This is a genomic window from Microbacterium oleivorans (genome assembly GCF_023715745.1).
Classification (GTDB): Bacteria; Actinomycetota; Actinomycetes; order Actinomycetales; family Microbacteriaceae; genus Microbacterium; species Microbacterium oleivorans_D.
This window is the reverse complement of sequence record NZ_JAMBOV010000006.1, coordinates 135,936-159,687: the sequence shown is the minus strand read 5'-3', so window position 1 is coordinate 159,687 and position 23,752 is coordinate 135,936. Positions and strand designations below refer to the sequence as shown.

Sequence of the window (23,752 nt, the reverse complement as noted above, 5' to 3'; positions counted from 1 at the left end):
CATAGCCGTCACCGGGTCAACACGGCGATCGCCTCGACGTGGTGCGAGTGCGGGAACAGATCGAGGGCGCGCACCGAGGGTGTCGTGTACCCGTGCGCAGCGAAGGTCCCGAGGTCACGGGCGAGGGCGACCGGATCGCAGGCGACGTAGACGATGCGTGCCGGGGAGAGTCCGACGAGGCGCTCGACGACGTCGCGACCGGCTCCCGCACGGGGCGGATCGAGTACCACCGTGCCGCGCGCGAGGCGAGCGCGCTGAGCAGGCGTCGCCGTCTCAGCGAGATTTTGGAGCCAACGATCGACGCGACCGGTCTCGGCTCGTGCGCCGATCCACGCCGCCAGGTTCTCGCCCGCGTGCTCGGTCGCACGCGGGTCCGACTCCACCGAGGTGATCCGGGTGGTGGGGCCGCCGACACCCGCGACGGATGCGGCGAGCAGGCCGACCCCGCCGTAGAGGTCGAGGTGCCAGCCGTCGGGGTCGACGCCGTCGGCGACACCCCCCGCGACGGCATCGTGGAGGGTGCCCGCGGCCAGACGATGGACCTGCCAGAAGCCGCCCGCGTCGACGCGGAACTCCCGGTCGCCGACGCGCTCGACGACCACTTCGCGGGCGGCCGGATCGACGGGCACCGGTCGGCGTGAGCGACCGGACTCCGCACGGGGGATGACGCGGACGCGCCCGTCCGCGGGCTGCACGAGATCGAGTCGTCCCGGCGCGCCTCCGCGCCGCCGGCTCGCCGCACGGGCGATACCGGCAGTGGCCAGCGGCAGATCGTCGACGGGGATGACTCGATGGCTCCGGGCCGCGAAGGGGCCGATGCGCCCCTCCTCGTCCACGTGCAGGCTCACGCGCGTCCGCCAGCGCGCGCCGTCCTCGGACTCTTCGACGACGCGGTCGCCGATGGTCTGCGGGAGCGGCGGCTCGATGGTCACGGGAGCAACGGAGCCGGCGAAGCGGGCGAGCGCGTCGCGGAGGACCTCCGCCTTGAGCTCGCGCTGGTGGGCGAGGGAGATGTGGCCGAAGTCGGCGCCGCCGGGGCGGGACTCCGGAGGCGTACTCACGTCGGCAGGCGCCCACACGTGCGGACGGCGGTGCGGCGACGCATCCAGCACCTCGACGGTGTCACCGCGCCAGAAGGACTCCTTCCGCGTGTCCGTGAGGGCGACACGCACGCGCTCGCCGGGGATCGCATCGGAGACGAAGACCACCCGGTTCTCGTGCCGGGCGACGAAGACACCCCCGTGCGCGACGGCCGTGATCTCGAGGTCGAGGAGGTCTCCGGGTTGCATCCTTCGATGCTGTCACACCGGGTCGCGCCGAACAGTCATCGACTGCCTCTCGCGCAGCTAGCGTGGACGGTATGCGCGTGTGCCTGGCCTCAACCTCCCCCGCTCGACTCATACTGCTGCGCCAGGTCGGCATCGAACCGTCGACCCGGGCGCCGCGGGTCGACGAGGAGGCCGTGATCGCCGCCGTCGAGGCGGAAGAGGACCGCATTCTGTCCCCCGAGGAGCACGTGCTGCTGCTCGCACGGCGCAAGGCCGCAGACGTCGCCGCAACGCTCGCCGACGAGGGGTTCGAGGGCATCGTCGTGGGCGGTGACTCCATGTTCGAGCTCGACGGCGAGATCCTGGGCAAGCCGTACACGCCCGAGTCGGCTCGCGCCCGGTGGCAGTCCATGCGGGGTCGCACCGGCATCCTGCACTCCGGTCACAGCGTCTTCCTCGTCCGCCCCGGCGCGGTGCCCGTCGAGGCGCACGCGGTGGCCGCGGCATCCGTGTCCTTCGCCGCCGACGTGACGGATGCCGAGATCGACGCGTACGTGGCCACGGGAGAGCCCCTGCTCGTTGCAGGCGCCTTCACGGTCGACAGTCTCGGCGGCGCGTTCGTCGAGCGGGTGGAGGGCGACCCGTCCACGGTCGTCGGGATGTCGCTGTCGACTCTGAGGCGGTTGGTCCAGGAGCTCGGCGTCGAGTGGACCTCGCTGTGGAACCGGGTGGACGACACGTCCTCTTAGTGGATCCCGCGACACGAAACCCCGATGATCTTGTGCGAGTGATCCAAAGGAGCGGCCCCGCTCCTGGGTAGGCTCGAAGCCATGCCTCAGAGCGTGACCACCGGAATCTCGAAAGTGCTGATCGCCAACCGAGGCGAGATCGCGGTGCGGATCATCCGCGCTGCCCGCGACTCGGGGAAGTCGTCGGTGGCGGTCTACGCCGACCAGGACCGCGACGCCATGCACGCCCGCCTGGCCGATGAGGCGTACGGCCTGGGCGGGTCGACGAGCGCCGAGACGTATCTCTCGATCGAGAAGATCCTGTCCGTGGCGCGCCGCTCCGGTGCCGACGCCGTCCACCCCGGCTACGGCTTCCTCGCCGAGAACGCCGACTTCGCCCGCGCCGTGATCGGTGCGGGTCTGGTCTGGATCGGCCCCTCCCCCGAGGCCATCGAGGCACTCGGTGACAAGGTGACCGCGCGCCACGTCGCCGAGAAGGTCGGCGCGCCGCTGGCCCCTGGGACTCCCGGGCCCGTCGAGGGAGCCGACGAGGTCATCGCGTTCGCGCGCGAGTTCGGCCTGCCCATCGCGATCAAGGCCGCCTACGGCGGCGGCGGGCGCGGGCTGAAGGTCGCCCGCGAGTTCGACGAGGTCGAGGAGCTCTTCGAGTCCGCCACCCGTGAGGCGATCGCGGCGTTCGGTCGCGGCGAGTGCTTCGTCGAGAAGTACCTCGACAAGCCGCGCCATGTCGAGACGCAGTGCCTCGCGGATGCCGCGGGCAACGTCGTCGTGGTCTCGACGCGCGACTGCTCGCTGCAGCGCCGCCACCAGAAGCTCGTCGAGGAGGCGCCCGCCCCCTTCCTGACCGCTGAGCAGAACGAGATCCTGTACGCCGCATCGAAGGCGATCCTGAAGGAGGTCGGATACGTCGGTGCGGGCACGTGCGAGTTCCTCATCGGCGCCGACGGGACGATCTCGTTCCTCGAGGTGAACACCCGCCTGCAGGTCGAGCACCCCGTCTCCGAAGAGGTGACCGGCATCGACCTCGTCCGCGAGCAGTTCCGCATCGCCGAGGGCGGCACGCTGGACTACGGCGACCCGGAGCCGGTCGGCCACTCGTTCGAGTTCCGCATCAACGGCGAGGACCCCGGTCGCGGGTTCCTCCCCGCCCCCGGCGACATCCACGTCTTCAAGACGTTCGGCGGGCCCGGCGTCCGCCTGGACTCCGGTGTGACCGCCGGCGACAGCGTATCGGGAGCCTTCGATTCGCTCCTGGGCAAGCTGATCGTCACCGGACGCACCCGCGAGGAGGCCCTCGAACGCTCCCGTCGCGCGCTCGACGAGTTCGAGGTCGCCGGGATGCCCACGGTTCTCCCCTTCCACCGCAAGGTCGTCCGCGATCCGGCGTTCACAGCCGAGGACGGCACCTTCGGCGTCTTCACGCGGTGGATCGAGACCGAGTTCCACAACGACATCCCCGCCTGGGACGGCGAAGCCGGACCCGCCGCCGAACCCGAGGGGCGTCACACCGTCGTCGTCGAGGTCGCCGGTAAGCGACTGGAGGTGAGCCTCCCCGATCGGCTGGCGCACGTGCCCGCTGCGGCAGGCCGTCCCGTCGCCGTGCCGCCCTCCCGTCGGTCGCACGCCGCGAGCGGTGTCTCGGGTGCGAGCGGCGACACCGTCGCCTCGCCGATGCAGGCCACCGTCGTCAAGATCGCCGTCGAGGAGGGACAGCAGGTCGTCAAGGGCGACCTGGTCGTCGTCCTCGAGGCGATGAAGATGGAGCAGCCCATCCAGGCGCACAAGGACGGCGTCATCGGCGCCATCAACGCCCAGCCCGGCGCGACGGTCTCGGCGGGGCACCAGCTCCTCACCATCTCCTGACTCCGCCGGGCCTCGCCACCGCCGCGCACGCGGTCCTGCTGACGGGCATGCGGATCGGGCCCTCGGTCAGAGGGGCGAACGACGTGAGGGCGGACTTCGAGGAGCCTGCCGGGATCGTCGGTGCAGATGCCCGGTGTTTCGGCGGCGACGGCCTGACCGCCACCGTCACGGTGAATCTGATGACGGCGGACGGCGGTCAGATGACCCTGACGCAGGACATCGTCTGCGACACCGAGCCGCATCGGATCGGCGTCGGCGACCCGGCTGCGAAAGCGGTCTCGGCGACCGGCACTGCGCCGGCGACCACCTTCCTGTACGTGACGACGATCACCGCCCCCTGACCGCGTGGATCAGCTGTAGGTGTCCTCGTCGCGGGCGACCTGGTGCATGGCGCGCGTCGCATCGGTGATGCTGCCGGCGAGCGAGGGGAACACCGCGAACACGCGCGAGAGCTGGTCGACGGTGAGGCGCCGCTCGACCGCGATCGCGATGGGGTAGATCAGCTCCGACGCGCGCGGGGCGACGATGACACCGCCGATCACAGTGCCCGAGCCCTCCCGGGCGATGATCTTCACGAAGCCGTCCTTGACGCCCATCATCTTGGCGCGCGCGTTGGCGGCGAGCGGGAGCTTGTGGACGGTGCCGTTGACCGCACCCGATTCGATGTCCCGCTCCTGACGCCCGACCGTCGCGATCTCGGGCGCGGTGAAGATGTTGGCCGTGACCCGCTGCTTCTCGAGCGGGATGACGGTGTCGCCGAGGGCGTGGAAGACCGCCATGCGACCCTGCATCGCCGCGACCGAGGCGAGGGGCAGGAACGTCGTGCAGTCGCCGGCCGCGTAGATGTTCGGGACCGAGGTGCGCGCGACCCGGTTGACCTGGATGTGTCCCGAGTCGGTGAGCTGGACGCCCGCCTCCTCCAGGCCGATGCCGGCGGTGTTCGGGATGGACCCGACGGCCATCAGACAGTGGCTGCCCTCGACGGTGCGGCCGTCGGACAGCGTCGCGATGACGCCGTCCTTCGTGCGCTCGACCTTCTCGGCGCGGGACTTGGAGAGCACCTCCATGCCGCCGCGGGTGAAGACCTTCTCGATGACGGCGGCCGCATCGGAGTCCTCACCGGGGAGGACCTGGTCGCGGCTGGAGATCAGCGTGACCTTCGAGCCGAGGTTCATGTAGGCGCCGGCGAACTCGGCACCGGTCACGCCCGAGCCGACCACGATCAGGTGCTCCGGCAGCGAGGACATGTTGTAGAGCTGCGTCCATGTGAGGATGCGTTCCCCGTCCGGCTTCGCGCTGTCGAGCTCCCGTGGCGAAGCGCCGACCGAGACGACGAGGGTGTCGGCTTCGATGCGGTCGAAGTCGGTACCGCCGGGGCCGGTGGAGACGACGACGGCGTGCGTGCCATCGAGGCGGCCGTGGCCCGAGATGATGCGGACCCCGGCATCCACCAGCTGCGCGCGCTGGTCGTCGGACTGCTGACGGGCGAGCGAGAGGAGCCGCTTGTTGACCGCCCCCAGGTTGATGGCGATCTCGGGCTTCAGCGGCTTGCCGCTGTCGCCGCGCGCGAACAGCTGCACCCCGAGGTCCGACGCGCCGCGGATGGCCACGGCGGCATCGGCGGTGGCGATGAGGGTCTTGGAGGGGACGACGTCGGTGATGACCGCGGATCCGCCGATGCCGGCTCGTTCGACGAGGGTCACCTCGGCACCCAGCTGGGCCGCTGCGAGAGCCGCCTCGTATCCGCCGGGGCCGCCGCCGATGATCGCGACGCTCTGGGTGGTCTCGAAGCTCACAGACATGCGCACCATTCTTCCAGCCCGCGGGGTCCCCGTGCGCCGCGACGCGATGCGAGCCGTGTGGCCGAGCGCTGCCGCGGTTCCTAGAGTGGGAGCATGCACGAGGAGACCCACCCGCTCGACGACCCCACTGCCGACCCGTTCGAGGTCGCACGGACCGCAGCCGACGACATCGCCCGCCTCACCGGTGTCGACCACCACGACATCGCCCTGACCCTCGGGAGCGGCTGGGGCAAGGCCGCCGAACTCATCGGCGAGACCACGGCGACCCTGGCCGCGACCGATGTCACGGGCTTCAGCAAGCCGGCGCTCGAGGGGCACGTCGGATCGATCCGCAGCATCCTCACCCCGGACGGCAAGCGCGTCCTCGTGATCGGCGCCCGCACCCACTACTACGAGGGGCACGGCGTCCGCCGCGTCGTGCACAGCGTGCGCACGGCCGCCGCGACCGGCGCGAAGACGATGGTGCTCACCAATGGCGCGGGCGGCATCAAGACGTCCTGGACACCCGGACAGCCGGTCCTCATCAGCGACCACATCAACCTCACCGCCGACTCGCCGCTCGAAGGCGCGACATTCATCGACCTCACCGACCTCTACTCGCGGCGCCTGCGCGATCTCGCCCGCACGGTCGACCCCACGCTCGACGAGGGCGTCTACTGCCAGTTCCGCGGACCGCACTACGAGACGCCCGCCGAGGTGCAGATGGCGAAGGCGATCGGCGGTCACATCGTCGGCATGTCGACGGCGCTCGAGGCGATCGCCGCGCGCCAGGCGGGCATGGAGATCCTCGGTTTCTCCCTCATCACGAACCTCGCTGCCGGTATCCAGACCACCCCGCTGAGCCACCAGGAGGTCATCGAAGCGGGCCGTGAGGCCGAGCCGGTCATCTCCGACCTCCTCGCCCGTGTGATCGGCGTCCTGTGAGCGACGACATCCTGGACGTCGCCCGGCAGTGGCTCGGGCAGGACCCCGACCCGCAGACCGGCGACGAGCTGCGCGCGGTGATCGCACGGGCCGAGGCCGGCGACGCGGCCGCCGTCGCCGATCTGCACGACCGGTTCGACAGCCGGCTCGCCTTCGGCACCGCGGGACTGCGCGGCGCGTTGGGTGCCGGGTCGAACCGCATGAACCGCGTCCTGGTCGGGCAGGCCGCCGCCGGGTTCGCCGCCTACCTGCGCGGGCGCGCGGGTGACGCGACGCCGTCGGTCGTGATCGGCTACGACGGGCGCCGGAACTCGGACGTCTTCGCCCGGGACAGCGCGGAGATCTTCGCGGGCGCGGGGCTGCGCGCGATCCTCCTCCCCCGCCTCCTGCCGACCCCCGTGCTCGCCTTCGCCGTCCGCCACCTCGGTGTGTCCGCGGGAGTGATGGTCACGGCGTCGCACAACCCGCCCGACGACAACGGGTACAAGGTGTACCTCGGTGGCAAGGACGACGGCGCTCAGATCGTGTCGCCGGCGGATGCCGAGATCGCGGCCCACATCGACCGAGTCGCCGCCGCGGCGGACCTCGCCTCGATCCCCCGCTCCGACGACTACGAGACGGCGGGCGAGGAGGTCGTCGACGCCTACGTGCGTGCGACCGCGCTCGTCGCCCCCGCCCCGGCGGGCGCCGCCGGGCTGAACTGGGTCTACACCGCGATGCACGGCGTGGGTCACGAGACGCTCGCCCGCATCCTCGAGACCGCGGGATACCCGGCACCGACGGTCGTGGCCGACCAGATCGCGCCCGACGGGCGGTTCCCGACCGTCGCCTTCCCCAACCCCGAAGAGCCCGGCGCGATGGATCTCGCCTTCGAGACCGCCCGGGTGGCCGGCGCGGAGCTCATCCTCGCGAACGACCCCGACGCCGACCGACTCGCCGTCGCGATCCCGGATGCCGCGGCTCCCGGCGGCTGGCGCCGGCTCACCGGCAACGAGGTCGGCCTCCTCCTCGGCTGGCGGGCCGCGCGGACCGCGACATCCGGCACTTTGGCGTGCTCGCTCGTCTCGTCGCCCGGTCTGCAGACGATCGCCGAGCACTACGGCCTCGACTTCGCGGCCACCCTGACCGGCTTCAAGTGGATCTCGCGCGCGCCGGCTCTCGTCTACGGGTTCGAGGAGGCGCTCGGCTACCTCGTCAACCCCGGCACCGTGCGTGACAAGGACGGCATCTCCGCCGCGATCGCCGTCCTCGGCCTCGTCGCCGAAGCGCGCGAGGAGGGCAGGACCCTCGGCGACCTGCTCGACGAGTCCGCCGCGACGTTCGGCCACTTCGCGAGCGGGCAGGTGTCCCTCCGTGTCGACGACGTCGCCGTGATCGGACGGATCATGGGCGCCCTGCGTGCGGCGCCGCCGGCATCCGTCGGAGCGGTCGCCGTCGATCGCATCGACGACCTCCTCACCGCTCCCGAGGGCTCACCCCGGGGCGACGTGCTGCGAGTGTGGCTGGCCGACGGGTCGCGCGTCATCGTGCGCCCGAGCGGCACCGAACCCAAGCTCAAGGCCTACCTCGACGTGCGCGGCGACTCCGCCGACGACGCCGCTGTGCGCCTGGCCGCGGTGGAGGCGGGCGTGCGGGAGATCCTCGCGGCGGCGCAGACGTGACGGCGACGCCTCTCGCCGAGCCCGTCGTGCTGAGCCGCGGAAGGGTGCAGCTCGTCCCCCTCGACGAGGCGCACGCGGATGAGCTCGCGGAGGCTCGCGAGGGCCTCGGTTACGCGTGGTACACCTCGATCCCGGCATCCGTCCCGGACGAGATCGCCTGGCGGCGCGCCGAACACGCGGCCGGTCGGATGAACCCGTTCGCAGTGATCGTCGACGGACGCGCGTCCGGGATGACGACGTTCTGCGACATCGACAGCGCCAATCGTCGCGTCGAGATCGGCTACACCTGGCTGTCGCCGACCGTGCAGCGCACGGACGTCAACACGACTGCGAAGCTGCTGCTGCTCGGCCACGCCTTCGAGGCGTGCGAGGCGATCGCCGTGGAGTTCCGCACCTCGTGGCACAACCGGCAGTCGCAGGCCGCGATCGAGCGCCTCGGAGCCCGGCGCGACGGCGTGCTGCGCAACCACCGCATCGGGCCGGGCGGGACGATGCGCGACACCGTCGTCTACTCGATCCTCCCCCACGAGTGGCCCGGGGTGCGGATGGGCCTCGAGGCGCGCCTGGCGCGCTGATCACCCGTCGACGACGGCGACCAGCTCATCGAGGAACGCCGGGAACGTCGTGCCGCGGCGGAGGATCCGCTGCACGCTGTCGCGTTCGCTGAACACCTCGACGAGCTGCTCGAACACGGTTTGGAACGCCTCGCGGTCGGATTCCGAGAAGGCGACCATCGTCACGACCTGCACCCGCCCGTCGCCCCACCGGATCGAGGGGTCGGCGAGCCCGACCGCGATCGCGGTGCGCGTCGCGGTCATCCCGATGGCATGCGGGACGGCGAGCGCGTCGGTGAACGCGGTGGAGGAGATCCGCTCGCGTTCGAGCGTGCGACCGACGTAGTCCTCGGTGATGACCCCCTGCGCGGCCAGCAACCCGCCGAGGCCTCGGATGACGGTCTCCTCGTCGGCGTCGGCGGGGAGGCGCGGAACGAAGGCATCGGCCGAGAAGTACCGCTCCAGCTCGGCGCGGAGTCCCGCCAGGCGACGTGCACGGCGGGCGCGCGCGGCCGCGCCCTGGACACGTTCGACATCCTGCTCGGTGAGGAACGGCTGCACCCGAACGACGCGGTCGGACGGGGCGGGGGGCTCGATCGTCGTGAGCACGAGGTCGGTGTCGAGGGCGCCCCAGTCGGGATCGACCCGCGTCTCGACCGCGACGACCTCGATCTCGCGCCCGAGTGCGCGGTCGATGCTCGCCCGCAGCAGCTCGTGCATCTCGTAGTACCCCGGGCACACGAGCGTCGCGGTCAGCAGGCGCGCGGACTGCCGCGAGCGCTCGAGGCGCCCGCCCACGTGCATCGCGATGTACGCGATCTCGTCCTCGTACAGCGGCGCCCCGACGACGTCGCGCAGCTGTTCCGCGATGAAGACCGCCACCTCGAAGATCATCGGATAGCTGGACTTCAGCGAACGGGTCAGGGCGTTGCGCGACCACGCCTGATCCTGGGCGCGCTGCCGCAGGTTCTGCACGTGGAGGGACAGTCGCAGGATGAAGTCGTCGTGATCGATGTCGACGAGGAACTCGGATGCCGCCCGCGTGACGATCGCGCGCACCGCGGCCTCGACGTCCGGATCGAGGCGCCCGCGGATGACGGTATCGGGCTCGGCCGCGCCGGGTGCCACGACCCGGGTCTGCACGAGCGCAGCGAGATGATCCCGATCGCCGTCCCCCAGGCGGACCCCGAGGCGCCCGACGGCGAGACGATCGAGCAGGTCGGCGATCTGCGCACGCGCGGGGGAATCGTCGATGGGTGCGCCGTCGAGGCCGCGGCCGCGACCGACGCGATCGGCGGCGATCGCGATGTGCATCATGACGTCACCGATGCCGAACTCGTTGACGAGGTACCCGAGGTCGCCGAGCCCTGCGACCAGGTCGTCCTTGAACGCACCGAGAGCCGAGGTCTCGGCCGTGCTCTCGCCCAACGCACGGCGGAGCGCGCGCAGATCGAAGGCGCCCTGCTCCATCTCGTCGTGCGCCAGCCGGCTGAGCAGACGCCGCTGCGCCATCTCCGTCCCCGCGAGTCGCACGCGCTCGGCCGACCGCTCGAGGGTCAGCTGGGTCCCGCTCAGCAGGGCTCGCACGCGCCCGAGGTCGGCCTCGAGGGTGGCGTCGCTCACGTGGAAGCGCTGCGCCGCTGCATAGACGTCGATGCCGTCGGGAGCGTCGAGGATGTCGCGCACGAGCCGGTGCAGCCGATCGCGCGGCGTCTCCTCCGCAGCGGGCTTCAACGCCGCCGCGGCACCGGCACCCGCTCGGTAGCCTGACGGCCCCGACTCGACGGCATCACCGCCGGGCACGCGCGCGTTGAGGGCCGCGACGTAGGAGCGGATGCTGCGGGGCGTCACCCCGACCAGGTCGGCGAGCTCGCCCGCGGTGCGCCACCCGGCATCCCTCGCCAGGAGCGCCATGACGCGATCCTGCCTCGTCCGACTCACGGATCCAGTCAACCACCTGCCGGGGCACCGGGGTTTCCTCCCCCGCGGAAGAAGCCCTGGTTGTCGCTTCCTGGGAGTCGGATGAGAATTGCGGGGAGACAAGGAGGCGGATCGATGAAGATCCTCGTCGTCTGCGGCGCGGGTGCGTCGAGCACATTCGTCGCTCAGCGTCTGCGGCAGGCCGCACATCGCGAAGGCACGGAGCTGCTCGTCCACGCGGGTGTCCCCGGCATGGTTGCCACGGGGACGGATGCCGGCGACGTGGTGCTCGTGGGTCCGCATCTTGCCTCCGCCCTCCCCGACATCCAGCGGGACGCCGCCACCCGACAGGCGCGCGTCGTGCTGCTGCCGGAGGACGTCTTCGGCGATCGCGACGGAACGCGCACGCTCGCCCTGGTGACGGCCGCGACCGCTGCCGACCGCATCGAAAGGACCCCGCGATGAGCGCACCGGCCAGCCGGACCGTGAGGATCGGCTCCGCCAACGGCCTCCACGCCCGCCCGGCGAAGCTCTTCGCGCAGGCGGCGAAGGATGCCGGCATCCCGGTCACCATCTCGAAGGGGGCGGGCGGCGCCGTCAATGCGGCCAGCATCCTGAGCGTCATCTCGCTCGGCGCAGAGAACGGCGACTACGTCACACTCACGGCCGACGGCGCGAACGCCGACGCGGTGCTCGACACCCTGACCGAACTTCTGACCACCGACCACGACGCCTGAGGGACACATGACTGAGCTTCGAGGAGTAGGAATCGGCCTGGGCGTGAGCCACGGCCCCGTCGCACGGATGGCGGAGCCGCTGCCCGCGCCGAAGGATGAGAAGAGCACGCTCGGCGTCGACGAGGAGAAGGCGCGCGTCGCCGCCGCCATCGAGGCGGTCGCCCGCGAGCTCGAGCAGCGTGGTGCGACCGCAGGCGGCGCCGCACAGGAGGTCCTCGAAGCGCAGGCGATGATGGCCGAGGACCCCGCCCTCGAGGACGAGGTCGCCGCCCGCCTGGCGGACGGCAAGACCGGCGAGTTCGCGGTGTTCGACGCATTCGCCTCGTTCCGCGACTCCCTCGCCGCGATGGGCGGCTACCTCGGCGAGCGCGCCGCCGACCTCGACGACGTCGCGCACCGCGTCATCGCGCACCTGCGCGGGGTTCCCGCTCCGGGAGTGCCCGATCCGGGTCATCCGTTCGTCCTCGTCGCGAAGGACCTGGCGCCCGCCGACACCGCGCTCCTCGACCTCGACAAGGTCCTCGCGCTCGTGACCACCGAGGGTGGTCCGACATCGCACACCGCGATCCTCGCCCGCGAGAAGTCGATCGTCGCCGTCGTCGGCGTGCACAGCGCTGCCGGGCTCACCGACGGCGAGACCGTCGTCGTGGACGCCGCGGCCGGCATCGTGACGACCCAGCCCACCGACGACGAGATCGCGCAGGCCGAGCGCCGCGAGGCCGACCGCGCCGCGGCCGCCGACGCGCCGATCACGCCGGGAGCCCTCGCCGACGGCACCGCCGTGCCGCTGCTCGCCAACCTCGGCAAGCCCGCCGACGCCGCGAAGGCCGTCGAGCTCGGCGCTGAGGGCGTCGGCTTGTTCCGTACCGAGTTCCTCTTCCTCAGCTCGTCGCAGGCACCCACGGTCGAGGAGCAGACGAAGGCCTACACCGAGCTCCTGCAGGCGTTCCCCGGCAAGAAGGTCGTGGTCCGCGCACTGGATGCCGGCGCCGACAAGCCGCTCGCCTTCCTCAATGACGCGCACGAGGAGAACCCGGCGCTCGGGCTGCGAGGGCTCCGTGCCCTGCGCGCGAGCGAGGACATCCTGCGCGAGCAGCTGACCGCCCTCGCGAACGCGGATGCCGCCACCGACGCCGACCTGTGGGTCATGGCTCCGATGGTGTCGACGGTCGAGGAGACCGAGTACTTCGTCACCCTCGCCAAGGAGTACAACATCAAGACGGCGGGCGTCATGGTCGAGGTCCCCTCGTCGGCGCTTCTCGCCGACCGGGTCCTCGCCCGCGCCGACTTCGCGTCCATCGGCACCAACGACCTCACCCAGTACACCCTCGCAGCCGACCGGCTGCTCGGCTCCGTCGCCTCGTTCCAGGACCCGTGGCACCCCGCCGTCCTGCAGCTCGTGAAGCTGACCGGTGACGGCGGCCGCGCCCACGGCAAGCCGGTCGGCATCTGCGGCGAGGCGGCAGCCGACCCGCTGCTCGCGGTCGTCCTGGTCGGACTCGGCGCCACCACCCTGTCCATGGCACCGACGGCGCTCGCTGATGTGCGCGCCACCCTTCTGCACCACAGCCTCGACGATGCCAAGCGCATCGCCGAAGCAGCCCTCGCCGCATCCGATGCGGCATCCGCCCGAGCAGCGGCCCTGGAAGCCGCCGCACAGCTCACCGCCGCATGACCCGCGGCACAGCAAAGGAGAACCAGCACATGACAACGACGTCTGCACCACAGACACGAGGAGGGGCCCGCGTCGCCGTCCAGCGATTCGGGACGTTCCTCTCGGGCATGGTCATGCCCAACATCGCGGCCTTCATCGCGTGGGGCCTCATCACCGCGCTGTTCATCGACACCGGCTGGGTCGGCCAGAACGGTCCGGTCGAGGGTTGGCGTTGGGCGGACTCCCGCATGCTCGGCGGTGGCGAAGGCCCCGACGGAACCGTGTGGACCGGCCTTGTCGGACCGATCATCACCTACCTGCTGCCCACTCTCATCGCCTACACCGGCGGCCGCATGGTCAACGGTGTCCGCGGTGGTGTGGTCGGTGCTGTCGCGGCCATGGGCGTGATCGTCGGCGCTGCCGGCACGATCATGTTCCTCGGCGCCATGATCGTCGGTCCGCTGGCCGCGCTCATCCTCAAGTACGTCGAGAAGCTCTGGGAGGGGAAGATCCGCTCCGGCTTCGAGATGCTCGTCGACAATTTCAGCGCGGGCTTCGTCGCCTTCTTCACCGCACTCGCGGCCTTCTTCTGGCTCGCCCCGGTCATCAAGGCCGTGACCGATGCGCTCGGTGGCGCCGTGGGATGGCTGATCGACAACGGATTGATCCCGCTTGCGAGCATCATCGTCGAACCGGCGAAGGTGCTGTTCCTCAACAACGCCATCAACCACGGCGTCTTCACCCCCCTGGGCTCCCAGCAGGTCGTCACGGACGGGAAGAGCCTGCTCTTCCTCGTCGAGGCGAACCCCGGGCCCGGTGCCGGTCTGCTTCTCGCGATCACCGTCTTCGGGGTCGGCGCGGCTCGTGCCACCGCTCCGGGCGCGTTCATCATCCAGTTCCTGGGTGGTATCCACGAGGTCTACTTCCCCTACGTGCTGGCGAAGCCCGTCCTCATCGTCGGACTCATCGCCGGTGGGGCGAGTGGAGTCGCGACGAACGCGATCTTCCAGTCGGGTCTGGTCGCGGCCGCGTCGCCGGGGTCGATCTTCGCGGTCCTCATCCAGACCGCGCCGGGAAGCCACCTCGGTGTGATCCTGTCCGTCGTCATCTCTGCGGCCGTGACCTTCGCCGTCTCGGCGGTCTTCCTGCTCGCCGGACGCAAGCGCGACCTGGCGCGCGAGGCAGCTGGAGAGGGCGGCCTCGACGCCGCCATCGCACGCACTGAGGCGAACAAGGGCAAGAGCTCGGCCGCTCTCGCGGGCCTGCGTGGCGGCGACGTCGCGGCGGCATCGGAGGCCGCCGGCGCAGCCGCGGCATCCGGTTCGCTCACCGACACCAAGCAGATCAGCTCGATCGTGTTCGCGTGCGACGCGGGCATGGGATCCTCGGCGATGGGCGCGAGCGTCCTGCGCAACAAGATCAAGAAGGCAGGCATCGAGGATGTGGCGGTCGTCAACAAGGCGATCGCCAACCTCGATGGGACCGCGGACCTGGTCATCACCCAGCAGCAGCTGACTGACCGTGCGAAGGCGCAGAATCCCGACGCCATCCACGTCTCGGTCGACAACTTCATGAACTCGCCGAAGTACGACGAGGTCGTGGAGATGGTGCGCCGCCAGCACGGCGACGCCTGATGCGATCCGCTGCGGGGTCGGAGACAATGGTCCCGGCCCCGCAGCGCTTTTCCCCCACACAGTTCCCAGAAGGAGAAAACCATGGCTCGCGACGTCCTCACCCTCGGCCAGATCCGCATCCACTCCGGCTCCGCCACGCAGGAGCAGGCGATGAAGGAGGCCGCCGACATCCTCGAGGCGTCGGGGGCCGTGACCGGCGCCTATTTCGACGCCATGCAGCAGCGTGAGGTCGCCGTCTCGACCTACATGGGCAACGAACTCGCCATCCCGCACGGCACCAACGAGACGAAGGACGCGATCCTCGAGTCCGCCCTATCGTTCGTGCGCTACGACGGCGGCGTCGACTGGGCCGGGGAGCCCGTCACCTTCGTCGTCGGCATCGCCGGCAAGGGCGACGAGCACCTCGAGATCCTGTCGCAGATCGCGCTCCTGTTCTCGGAGGACGACGAGGTCGCGAAGCTCAAGGCTGCCCAGACCCCGGAGGAGCTCTACCAGCTGCTCTCCACGGTGAACGACGCATGAAGGCGGTCCACTTCGGCGCCGGCAACATCGGCCGCGGATTCGTCGGCCTCCTGCTCCACGAAGGCGGATACGACCTCGTCTTCTCCGACGTCGCGCCCACCCTCGTCGAGACCATCAACGCGGCATCCGAGTACACCGTCCACGAGGTGGGGCCGGGCGGAGGCGACAAGACCGTGACCGGTTTCCGCGCCCTGAACAGCCAAGCCGACCCCGATGCGGTCGCCGAAGAGGTCGCGACCGCAGACGTCGTGACGACCGCGGTCGGACCGAACATCCTGCCGTTCGTCGCGCCCCACATCCTCGAGGGTCTCGCGCGTCGCGACGCGAACGCGAAGCCGCTGCAGGTCATGGCGTGCGAGAACGCGATCGGGGCGACCGACACCCTCCGCGCCGAGATCGAGAAGCTCGCCGGCGATGCGTGGGGAGACCTCTCGGCTCGCGCCGTGTTCGCGAACACCGCGGTCGACCGCATCGTCCCGGGGCAGCCCGACGGCGCAGGCGTCGACGTGACGGTCGAGCCCTTCTTCGAGTGGGCGATCGAGCAGGGACCGTTCGGCGGTGATCTCCCGAACATCCCGGGCGCGCACTTCGTCGACGATCTCGCTCCCTACATCGAGCGGAAGCTGTTCACGGTCAACACGGGCCACGCGGCGACCGCCTACTTCGGCTACGTCGCCGGCATCACCCGGATCTCAGACGCCCTCGCCGACACCGGCATCCGTGCCAAGGTCGAGCAGGCACTCGAGGAGACCTCGGCGTTCCTGTCGGCTGCGCACGGCCTCGACGCCGACGAGCTGGCCGGCTACCGCGCGACGATCCTCGAGCGGTTCTCGAACGCATCCCTCCCCGACACCGTGCAGCGCGTCGGCCGGCAGCCGCTCCGCAAGCTCTCCCGCCACGAGCGCTTCGTCGGCCCCGCGTCGGCCGCCGCCGAGCGCGGACTCTCCGTCGACGGCCTCGTCGCCGCGATCTCGGCCGCGCTCCGTTTCGAGGACGCTGCCGACCCGCAGGCGGTCGAACTGCAGGAGCGTATCCGGACCGAGGATGCCGCAGCCTTCACCGCCTCGGTCACGGGCCTCGAGCCCGGGCATCCGCTCTTCGGACGCGTCCAGGAGGCGGTGGCGCAGCGGCAGACCGAGCTCGGCGTCTACAGCGCGTAGCGTGCGCCGGCGGGTCCGCCGTGACTCCTCCATCTGTGACAGTCGAGGCACCTCAGCGTCCTGACCAGCCACCGACGAGCCGGACTCGAGGAGTCGGCGCCCTCCCGCCCGAGGAGTTTCTGCGCAGCAGGCCGGCCAGGCCCGCGATCCCCCAGCGCCGTCGTCCCACCGAACGGCATGGGTCCTCGACGCACCCTTGACCGGTGCGATCGTGTGGATGCCAGGATCCGAGGTCGTCTTCGCCGGCTCCGGCCGTGAACGAGTCTCGAGCGGCGGCCGGTGCGACAGGATCTGAGGAGTCGGCGTCCGACCGCACGATCCCGACGTCAGGCCGAGAAGCCTTCGCCGATGAGCTCGATGAGCTCCTCGCGCTCCTCGATGGTGAGGAAGGCGGCAGCAGCCGCGTTCAGCTGGAACGCCTCGAGGTCATCCAGCGTGTACTCGAAGGTGTCGGCGAGCAGGGAGAGCTCGCGCGTGAGCGAGGTCCGGCTCATCGTCCGGTTGTCGACGTTCACGGTGACCGCGAACCCGAGCTGGTACAGCAGGTCGAAGGGGTGGTCCTCGAGCTGCGTCCCCCACTTGGCGATGGCCCCGGTCTGCAGGTTCGACGACGGCGAGAGCTCCAGCGGGATCTCGCGGTCGCGCACCCACCGGGCGAGGTCGCCGAAGCGGACCTGCACCTCTTCGCCCTTCTCCGCGACGACGTCGAGGTCCTCGGCGATGCGCACGCCGTGACCCAGCCGCAGCGCGCGTCCGTCGATGAGCGCCGAGCGGATCGAGTCGAGCCCCGCGGCCTCGCCGGCATGGACCGTCGCCGGGAAGAAGGCGGCTGCCAGGTAGTCGAACGCCGGCCGCAGGTTCGACGGCGGGAACCCGGCCTCGGGACCGGCGATGTCGAACCCGACCGCGCCGCGTCCGCGGTGGCGGACGGCGAGCTCGGCGATCTCCAACGACCGGTCGGTGTGACGCATCGCGCTGATGAGCTGGCCGACACGGATGTCGCGGCCCGAGGCCTCGACGGCGTCCTCGCCCTCCTCGATGCCCTCCTGAACGGCTTCGACGACCTCATCGAGGCTCAGGCCCCCCTGCAGGTGCTGCTCGGGGGCCCAGCGGACCTCGCCGTAGATGACACCGTCGGCGGCGAGATCCTCGACGAACTCCTTCGCGACACGGCGCAGCCCCTCGCGGGTCTGCATGACGGCGATCGTGAGATCGAAGGTCTTCAGGTAGTCGACGAGGGACCCGCTGTCGGACTGGTCCTCGAACCAGTCGGCGAGGTCGTCGGCGGCCGCCTCGGGGACGTCGACCCCGACCTCGTCGGCGATCTCGATGATCGTCTGCGGGCGCAGCCCACCGTCGAGGTGGTCGTGCAGCGAGACCTTGGGGAGCGAGCGGATCGAGACGCCCTCGAGCTTCGCGTCGCCGTGCTGGTCGATGGCCATGGTGGAGTCCTGTCGTGAGGGGGTCAGGCGGTGATGCGCTCGAGGACGAGCGGAGTGGATGCCGGTGCCTCCGCACCGATCTCCCAGGCGCCCTCGAGCGCCTCGGTAGCCCGCGCGAAGCGATTCTCATCGTCGGCCAGCAGGGTGAACAGCGGCTGTCCAGCAGTGACGGCGTCGCCCGGCTTCACGTGCAGGTCGATGCCGGCGGCGTGGATGACAGGGTCCTGCGCACGCGCGCGGCCCGCGCCGAGGCGCCAGGCGGCGATCCCGAACGGGAGGGCTTCCAGCCTCGTGACGACACCGGACTCGGTCGCGGTGACGGTGTGGGTCTCGCGCGGGGTCGGGAGCGCGGCATCCGGGTCGCCGTCCTGCGCCTGGATCATCCGGCGCCACGAGTCCATCGCACGACCGTCCTTCAGCGCGGCTTCGACGTCCGCGTCGGGATGGCCGGCGAGGGCGAGCATCTCGCGGGCGAGCGCGACGGTCAGCGCGACGACATCCGCGGGACCGCCGCCGGCGAGCACCTCGACGGACTCGCGGACCTCGTTCGCGTTGCCGATCGCGAGGCCGAGCGGTGTGCTCATGTCCGTGAGCAGAGCTGTGGTGGCGACACCGGAATCCGTGCCGAGGGCGACCATGGTGCGGGCGAGCTCGCGGGCCTTGTCGACGTCCTGCATGAACGCGCCGGACCCGAACTTGACGTCGAGGACGAGAGAGTCGGTGCCCTCGGCGATCTTCTTCGACATGATGCTCGAGGCGATCAGCGGGATCGCCTCGACGGTGCCGGTGACGTCCCGCAGCGCGTAGAGCCGCTTGTCGGCGGGGGCGAGGCCGGATCCGGCGGCGCAGATGACCGCGCCGACGTCCCGCATCTGCGCGACCATCTCGTCGTTGCTGAGCGCCGCGCGCCACCCTGGGATGGCTTCGAGCTTGTCGAGGGTGCCCCCGGTGTGACCCAGGCCGCGACCCGAGAGCTGCGGCACTGCCACACCGAAGGACGCGACGAGCGGCGCGAGCGGAAGAGTGATCTTGTCACCGACGCCGCCGGTGGAGTGCTTGTCGACCGTCGGCTTGCCGAGACCGGCGAAGCTCATCCGCTCGCCCGAGGCGATCATCGCGTCGGTCATGACGCGGATCTCGTCCCGGCTCATCCCGTTGAGGAGAACCGCCATCGCGAAGGCGGCCATCTGCGAGTCTGCGACGTACTCGCGCGTGTAGGCGTCGACCATCCAGCGCAGAGCGTCCTCGGGGACCGCTCCCCCGTCGCGCTTGGTGCGGATGACGTCGACCGCGTCGAAGGGCTCGACCTGGCTCATCGGGCGGCCTCCAGGTCACGCGGGCCGAAGGCGTCCGGGAGGACCTCGTCGATGGTGCGGATGCCGGACACGGTCTCCAGCAGCATCCCGGGGATCGCGAACTCGTTGAGCAGCTGCCGGCACCGTCCGCACGGCATGATCGTCTCGCCGTCGTTGTTGACGCACACGAAGGCGACGAGTTCGCCGCCGCCGGTCATGTGCAGGTTGCCGACGAGCCCGCACTCGGCGCACAGGCCGACGCCGTAGGAAGCGTTCTCGACATTGCAGCCGGTCACGATCCGCCCGTCGCTCACGAGCGCTGCGGCGCCCACGCGGTAACGGGAGTAGGGCGCGTACGCCTTCTCCATGGCCTCGACGGCCGCGGTGCGCAGCTCGTCCCAATCGATGTCGGTCACGACTCTTCCTTCGTAGTTCTGGCGGATGCCGCGGCTCGCGGCATCCCGGTCAGCCCTTGATGTAGGGCTTTCCTGACGCGGCGGGGCCTCGGATCTGACCGGCGAAGCCAGCGACCGCGAGGATGGTCACGACGTAGGGCAGCATCAGCATGAACTCGCTCGGGATCGGCGTGTCCAGGATGGTGAGGAGGTTCTGCAGGTTCGTCGCGAATCCGAAGAGGAGGGCAGCGAGTGTCGCCCGGATGGGATCCCACCGTCCGAAGATGACGGCGGCCAGCGCGATGAAGCCGAGACCTGCGGTCATCTCCTTGCCGAACTGCGGGACGGAGACGAGGGTGAAGTACGCGCCGCCGATGCCGGCGATCGCGCCCGCCAGCGAGACGTTCCAGAACCTCGTCGAGTTGACCTTGATCCCCACGGTGTCCGCCGCCTGCGGGTGCTCACCCACGGCGCGCAGACGCAGGCCCCAACGGGTCCGGTAGAGGCCCCACGCCACGATCGCCACCGTGATGTACATCAGATAGACGATGAAGGTCTGATTGAACAGGACCGGACCGATGACGGGGATCTCGCTGAGCAGCGGGATCTCGATGCGCCCGAACCGCTCGGGACGGTTCAGCTCGGTCTCGTTCGGAACCAGGAGCGCGCCGTAGAGGAAACCGGTGAGCCCCGTCACCAGCACGTTGAGCACGACACCGACGATCACCTGGTCGACGAGGTACTTGATCGCGAACGCGGCCAGGACGAACGAGACCAGCACACCGCCGATCATGGCGCCGAACAGTCCGACGAACGGGTTGCCGGTGATGCTCGACAGCAGAGCCGCCGAGAACGCGCCGAGGAGCAGCTGCCCCTCGATGGCCACATTCACGACACCCACTCGCTCGCCGATGACGCCGCCGAGCGCACCGAAGACGAGGGGCACCGACAGCGAGACCGCGCCGAACAACAGGCTCGTCACCGGGACCAGCCCGCCGGCAGCCGCCCACACGAGGAACGCGAACACCGCGAGCACGGCGAACAGCGCCGTCAACCAGAGCGGTGTGCGGCGGTAGTTCCAGGCGTTCCACGCGGCGAGACCCGCGAGGAGCACGAGGACGACCACGACACCCCAGCTGGTTGCTCCGGTCGGGACCTCCACGTTGGGGAGCGCGATCGACGACGTCGGGTCGCCCAGGCGGAACGCCGACGTGACGCCGCGCGGGACCACGAGGAACAGCACGGCCAGGAGCAACACGACGGCGCCGAAGACGATCGGCACCTTGAAGTGCCTCTCCTTGACGACGGCCAGCTGGATCGTGCCGTCGGCCTCTACTGCGGGAGCCGGAGCACTCATGCCGCCACCGCCTTCTTCGCGGCCTTGGCTCGCGCCTTGTCGGCCTTTTCGGATTCTGTCTTGGGAAGGAAGAACACCGCACGCAGCAGAGGGGGCGCGGCGATGAAGAGCACGATGAGCGACTGCACCACGAGCACGATGTCCACGGGGATGCCCTGCGCCTGCATGGAGAACGATCCCGCCTTGAGGGCGCCGAAGAGGATGCCGGCGGCGAAGGTGCCCCATGCCCGGCTGCGTCCCAGGAGCGCGACCGTGATGGCGTCGAAACCGATGCCGGCGTCGATCGTGGCGGCGAAGCCCGAGGTCACGTTCCCCTGGATCTGGTTCATGGCCGCGAGGCCCGCGAGTCCTCCGGCGAACAGCATCGCGTAGACGTAGATGCGTTCCACATTGATGCCGCCGGCGCGCGCGGCGTGCGGGTTCTCACCGACGGCGCGCATCCGCAGACCGAGGCTGGAGCGCTCGACGAGCCACCAGACGAAGACGGTCGCGACGATGACCAGGATGAAGCCCCAGTCCAGCTGAGGGAAGGTCGGACCGAGGAGATCGGGGAACTGCGCGCTCGCCGGGGTCGGCTGGGACTGCGGCTGGTTGCTCCCCTCCGCCTGCAGGAGGCCCGGCGTCCGCAGCATCCACAGCAGCAGGTAATACGCCACGTAGTTGAGCATGATCGTGAGGATCACCTCGTGCGCCCCGGTCTTGGCTTTGAGCACCCCGACGATACCGCCCCAGATGGCACCGCCGAGGATGCCGGCCAGCAGCGTGATCGGCAGGTGGATCAGCAGCGGCAGGTCGAGGTTGAAGGCGAAGAAGCCCGCGAACAGGGCACCGACGAGCATCTGCCCGCGGGCGCCGATGTTGAACAGTCCCACCCGGAATGCCAGGGCGACGCCCAGACCGGCTGCGATGAGAGGTGCCGCGAAGCCGAGCGAGTTGGTGAGCGGGCGGATCTGCGTGGCGAAGTCGTCGACGCGCGGGTTGAAGACAGCGCCGCGGAACAGCGCTTCGTATCCGTTGTAGACCGAGTTCCACACCGCGACGAGTGTGTCGGTCGGACGCGCGAAGAAGTAGCCGCTCGTGCGCTGGACGTCTTCGTTGGTGACGGCGATGAGGATGCCACCCACGATCATCGCGAGGACGATGGCGAGAACGGTGGTCACGGCGCTGCCGCGCATCAGTTCTCGGAAGAACACGTCCGTCCGTGTGGGGGACGGGGCGTTGTCCCCCGCGAGCGGGCCCTTCGCAGCAGGCAGCTGTTCCACAGGGCGCGCCGCATCTGCGGCGCCGGGCGTCGTGCCGCTCATGCGGCCACCTCCGGGTCGGTTGCGCCGGCCATCATCAGGCCGAGGGTCTCGCGGGGCGTGTCGCCGGGGACGATCCCCACGATGCGACCGCGGTACATGACGGCGATGCGGTCGGCGAGGGCGGTCACCTCGTCGAGCTCGGTCGACACCACGACGACGGGGATGCCGGCGTCGCGGGTCTCGACGATGCGCTTGTGGATGAACTCGATCGATCCGACGTCGACGCCGCGCGTGGGCTGGGCGGCGACGAACAGCTTCAGCTCGCGGCTCATCTCGCGGGCGATCACGACCTTCTGCTGATTGCCGCCGGAGAGGGTGCCCGCAGGAGTCTCCGGCCCGCGGGTGCGGATGTCGTACTCCTCGATGCGCGCACGGGCGAAGGCATCCAACTCGGAGCGACGGATCGTGCCGGCGCGGGAGAACGCGGGATCGGTCGAGCGATCGAGGATGAGGTTCTCGGCGACGGAGAAGCCGCCGACGAGTCCGTCTTCCTTGCGGTCCTCGGGCACGAAGCCCACACCGGCATCGAGGATGCCGCGGACGCTCATCCCGACCAGCTCCGTGCCGTCGAGGCGGATGGAGCCCTCCGTCCGTGCGGCGAGCCCCACGATCGCCTCGACGAGCTCGGTCTGGCCGTTGCCCTGCACGCCCGCCACGGCGAGGATCTCACCCGGCCGGACGTCGAACGACACGTCGTCCACGACGATGGCTCCGGTCGGGGTGAGAACGCGCAGGGCGCGGACCTCGAGTCCGCCTTCTCCCACGCGAGGCGCGTCCTTCTGGACGGTGAGCTCGACGGCTCGGCCGACCATCAGCGAAGCGAGCTCGGCGTTGGTCGCAGTGGGCGACGCCGTGCCCACGATCTTGCCGAGGCGGACGACCGTGATGCGGTCGGCGACTTCGCGGACCTCACGGAGCTTGTGGGTGATGAAGACGATGGAGGTTCCCTCGTCCCGGAGCTGGCGCATGATGCCCATCAGCTCGTCGGTCTCCTGCGGCGTCAGAACGGCGGTGGGCTCGTCGAAGACGAGGACCTTCGCGTCGCGCGACAGGGCCTTGATGATCTCCACGCGCTGCTGGACACCGACGGGGAGGTCCCCCACCAGCGCGTCGGGGTCGATCTGGAAGCCGAACCGGTCGGCGACGGCGCGCACGTGCTCGCGTGCCTGCTGCAGATCGAGGCGGCCGAGACCTCGGGTCTTCTCGTGACCGAGCATCACGTTCTCAGCCACAGTGAAAACGGGGATGAGCATGAAGTGCTGGTGCACCATGCCGATCCCGGCGGCCATGGCATCGCCAGGCCCCCGGAAATTCTGGACCACATCGTCCAGGACGATCTCGCCCTCGTCAGCGCGGTACAAGCCGTAGAGGACGTTCATCAACGTGGACTTGCCGGCGCCGTTCTCGCCGAGGAGAGCATGGATCTCCCCCGGCTGGACCACGAGGTCGATGTGGTCGTTGGCGACGAGGCTGCCGAATCTCTTCGTGATTCCGCGGAGCTCGAGCTTCAT

At 70.3% G+C, this 23,752-nt stretch carries 21 protein-coding genes; 12 read left to right on the top strand and 9 right to left on the bottom strand.

Annotated features, from left to right (window positions below; all coding sequences use genetic code 11):
• Positions 1-8: 8 nt before the first annotated feature.
• Positions 9-1,289, bottom strand: a complete 1,281-nt coding sequence (locus M3190_RS14380; protein WP_251583207.1) for a class I SAM-dependent RNA methyltransferase — start codon at positions 1,287-1,289, stop codon at positions 9-11.
• Between the two features lie 71 nt (positions 1,290-1,360).
• On the opposite strand from M3190_RS14380, the gene M3190_RS14375 reads away from it, so the two are divergent.
• From M3190_RS14375 to M3190_RS14365, 3 genes are all read left to right on the top strand, one after another.
• Positions 1,361-2,017, top strand: a complete 657-nt coding sequence (locus tag M3190_RS14375; protein WP_251583205.1) for a Maf family protein — start codon at positions 1,361-1,363, stop codon at positions 2,015-2,017.
• 81 nt (positions 2,018-2,098) lie between these two features.
• Positions 2,099-3,880, top strand: coding sequence for an acetyl/propionyl/methylcrotonyl-CoA carboxylase subunit alpha (locus M3190_RS14370; RefSeq protein ID WP_251583197.1), 1,782 nt, complete (start codon positions 2,099-2,101; stop codon positions 3,878-3,880).
• 83 nt (positions 3,881-3,963) lie between these two features.
• Positions 3,964-4,221 carry a hypothetical protein gene (locus M3190_RS14365; RefSeq protein ID WP_251583196.1) on the top strand — a complete coding sequence of 86 codons (258 nt, stop codon included), beginning with the start codon at positions 3,964-3,966 and terminating at the stop codon, positions 4,219-4,221.
• Between the two features lie 9 nt (positions 4,222-4,230).
• Here the strand turns inward: M3190_RS14365 and M3190_RS14360 are convergent, their stop codons facing one another.
• Positions 4,231-5,691, bottom strand: coding sequence for an NAD(P)H-quinone dehydrogenase (locus M3190_RS14360; RefSeq protein WP_439958038.1), 1,461 nt, complete (start codon positions 5,689-5,691; stop codon positions 4,231-4,233).
• Between the two features lie 84 nt (positions 5,692-5,775).
• Between M3190_RS14360 and M3190_RS14355 the strand changes: the two genes are divergently transcribed.
• The 3 genes from M3190_RS14355 to M3190_RS14345 are packed head-to-tail and all read left to right on the top strand — an operon-like array spanning position 5,776 to position 8,842.
• Complete coding sequence (locus M3190_RS14355; protein WP_251583189.1) at positions 5,776-6,606, top strand: purine-nucleoside phosphorylase; 831 nt, start codon at positions 5,776-5,778, stop codon at positions 6,604-6,606.
• Positions 6,603-8,267, top strand: a complete 1,665-nt coding sequence (locus M3190_RS14350; RefSeq protein ID WP_251583186.1) for a phospho-sugar mutase — start codon at positions 6,603-6,605, stop codon at positions 8,265-8,267. The genes M3190_RS14355 and M3190_RS14350 overlap by 4 nt, the downstream gene beginning before the upstream one ends.
• Positions 8,264-8,842 (top strand): GNAT family N-acetyltransferase, encoded by a 579-nt coding sequence (locus M3190_RS14345; protein ID WP_251583183.1) that lies wholly within the window; start codon positions 8,264-8,266, stop codon positions 8,840-8,842. Before M3190_RS14350 ends, M3190_RS14345 begins: the two co-directional genes overlap by 4 nt.
• Here the strand turns inward: M3190_RS14345 and M3190_RS14340 are convergent, their stop codons facing one another.
• A complete protein-coding gene (locus tag M3190_RS14340) occupies positions 8,843-10,735 on the bottom strand; it encodes a BglG family transcription antiterminator (protein WP_251583170.1) in 1,893 nt (630 codons plus the stop codon). It lies immediately after the preceding gene.
• Positions 10,736-10,876: 141 nt separating this feature from the next.
• Here M3190_RS14340 and M3190_RS14335 point away from each other — a divergent pair, with 141 nt between their 5' ends.
• The 6 genes from M3190_RS14335 (at position 10,877) to M3190_RS14310 (ending at position 16,448) form a co-directional block, all read left to right on the top strand.
• Positions 10,877-11,206, top strand: coding sequence for a PTS sugar transporter subunit IIB (locus M3190_RS14335; RefSeq protein WP_251583168.1), 330 nt, complete (start codon positions 10,877-10,879; stop codon positions 11,204-11,206).
• Positions 11,203-11,478, top strand: a complete 276-nt coding sequence (locus tag M3190_RS14330) for an HPr family phosphocarrier protein (RefSeq protein WP_251583166.1) — start codon at positions 11,203-11,205, stop codon at positions 11,476-11,478. The genes M3190_RS14335 and M3190_RS14330 overlap by 4 nt, the downstream gene beginning before the upstream one ends.
• A gap of 7 nt (positions 11,479-11,485) precedes the next feature.
• Positions 11,486-13,153 carry a phosphoenolpyruvate--protein phosphotransferase gene (gene ptsP / locus M3190_RS14325; protein WP_251583164.1) on the top strand — a complete coding sequence of 556 codons (1,668 nt, stop codon included), beginning with the start codon at positions 11,486-11,488 and terminating at the stop codon, positions 13,151-13,153.
• A 29-nt stretch (positions 13,154-13,182) separates the two neighbouring features.
• Positions 13,183-14,766 (top strand): PTS mannitol transporter subunit IICB, encoded by a 1,584-nt coding sequence (locus M3190_RS14320; protein ID WP_251583163.1) that lies wholly within the window; start codon positions 13,183-13,185, stop codon positions 14,764-14,766.
• Positions 14,767-14,847: 81 nt separating this feature from the next.
• Positions 14,848-15,288, top strand: coding sequence for a PTS sugar transporter subunit IIA (locus M3190_RS14315; protein ID WP_251583161.1), 441 nt, complete (start codon positions 14,848-14,850; stop codon positions 15,286-15,288).
• Positions 15,285-16,448: a mannitol-1-phosphate 5-dehydrogenase gene (locus tag M3190_RS14310; RefSeq protein ID WP_251583159.1), complete on the top strand. Its 1,164-nt coding sequence runs from the start codon at positions 15,285-15,287 to the stop codon at positions 16,446-16,448. The genes M3190_RS14315 and M3190_RS14310 overlap by 4 nt, the downstream gene beginning before the upstream one ends.
• A 326-nt stretch (positions 16,449-16,774) precedes the next feature.
• Here the strand turns inward: M3190_RS14310 and M3190_RS14305 are convergent, their stop codons facing one another.
• From M3190_RS14305 to M3190_RS14280, 6 genes are read right to left on the bottom strand one after another with little or no spacing between them, the layout of a single operon-like run.
• Complete coding sequence (locus tag M3190_RS14305; protein WP_251583157.1) at positions 16,775-17,890, bottom strand: adenosine deaminase; 1,116 nt, start codon at positions 17,888-17,890, stop codon at positions 16,775-16,777.
• Positions 17,891-17,913: 23 nt separating this feature from the next.
• Positions 17,914-19,206: a thymidine phosphorylase gene (locus tag M3190_RS14300; RefSeq protein WP_251583155.1), complete on the bottom strand. Its 1,293-nt coding sequence runs from the start codon at positions 19,204-19,206 to the stop codon at positions 17,914-17,916.
• Complete coding sequence (locus M3190_RS14295) at positions 19,203-19,601, bottom strand: cytidine deaminase (RefSeq protein ID WP_251583153.1); 399 nt, start codon at positions 19,599-19,601, stop codon at positions 19,203-19,205. Before M3190_RS14295 ends, M3190_RS14300 begins: the two co-directional genes overlap by 4 nt.
• A gap of 49 nt (positions 19,602-19,650) precedes the next feature.
• Positions 19,651-20,937, bottom strand: a complete 1,287-nt coding sequence (locus tag M3190_RS14290; protein ID WP_251583151.1) for an ABC transporter permease — start codon at positions 20,935-20,937, stop codon at positions 19,651-19,653.
• On the bottom strand, positions 20,934-22,241 hold the full coding sequence (locus M3190_RS14285; RefSeq protein ID WP_251583149.1) for an ABC transporter permease: 1,308 nt from the start codon (positions 22,239-22,241) through the stop codon (positions 20,934-20,936). The genes M3190_RS14290 and M3190_RS14285 overlap by 4 nt, the downstream gene beginning before the upstream one ends.
• Positions 22,238-23,752, bottom strand: a complete 1,515-nt coding sequence (locus tag M3190_RS14280) for an ABC transporter ATP-binding protein (RefSeq protein ID WP_251583148.1) — start codon at positions 23,750-23,752, stop codon at positions 22,238-22,240. The genes M3190_RS14285 and M3190_RS14280 overlap by 4 nt, the downstream gene beginning before the upstream one ends.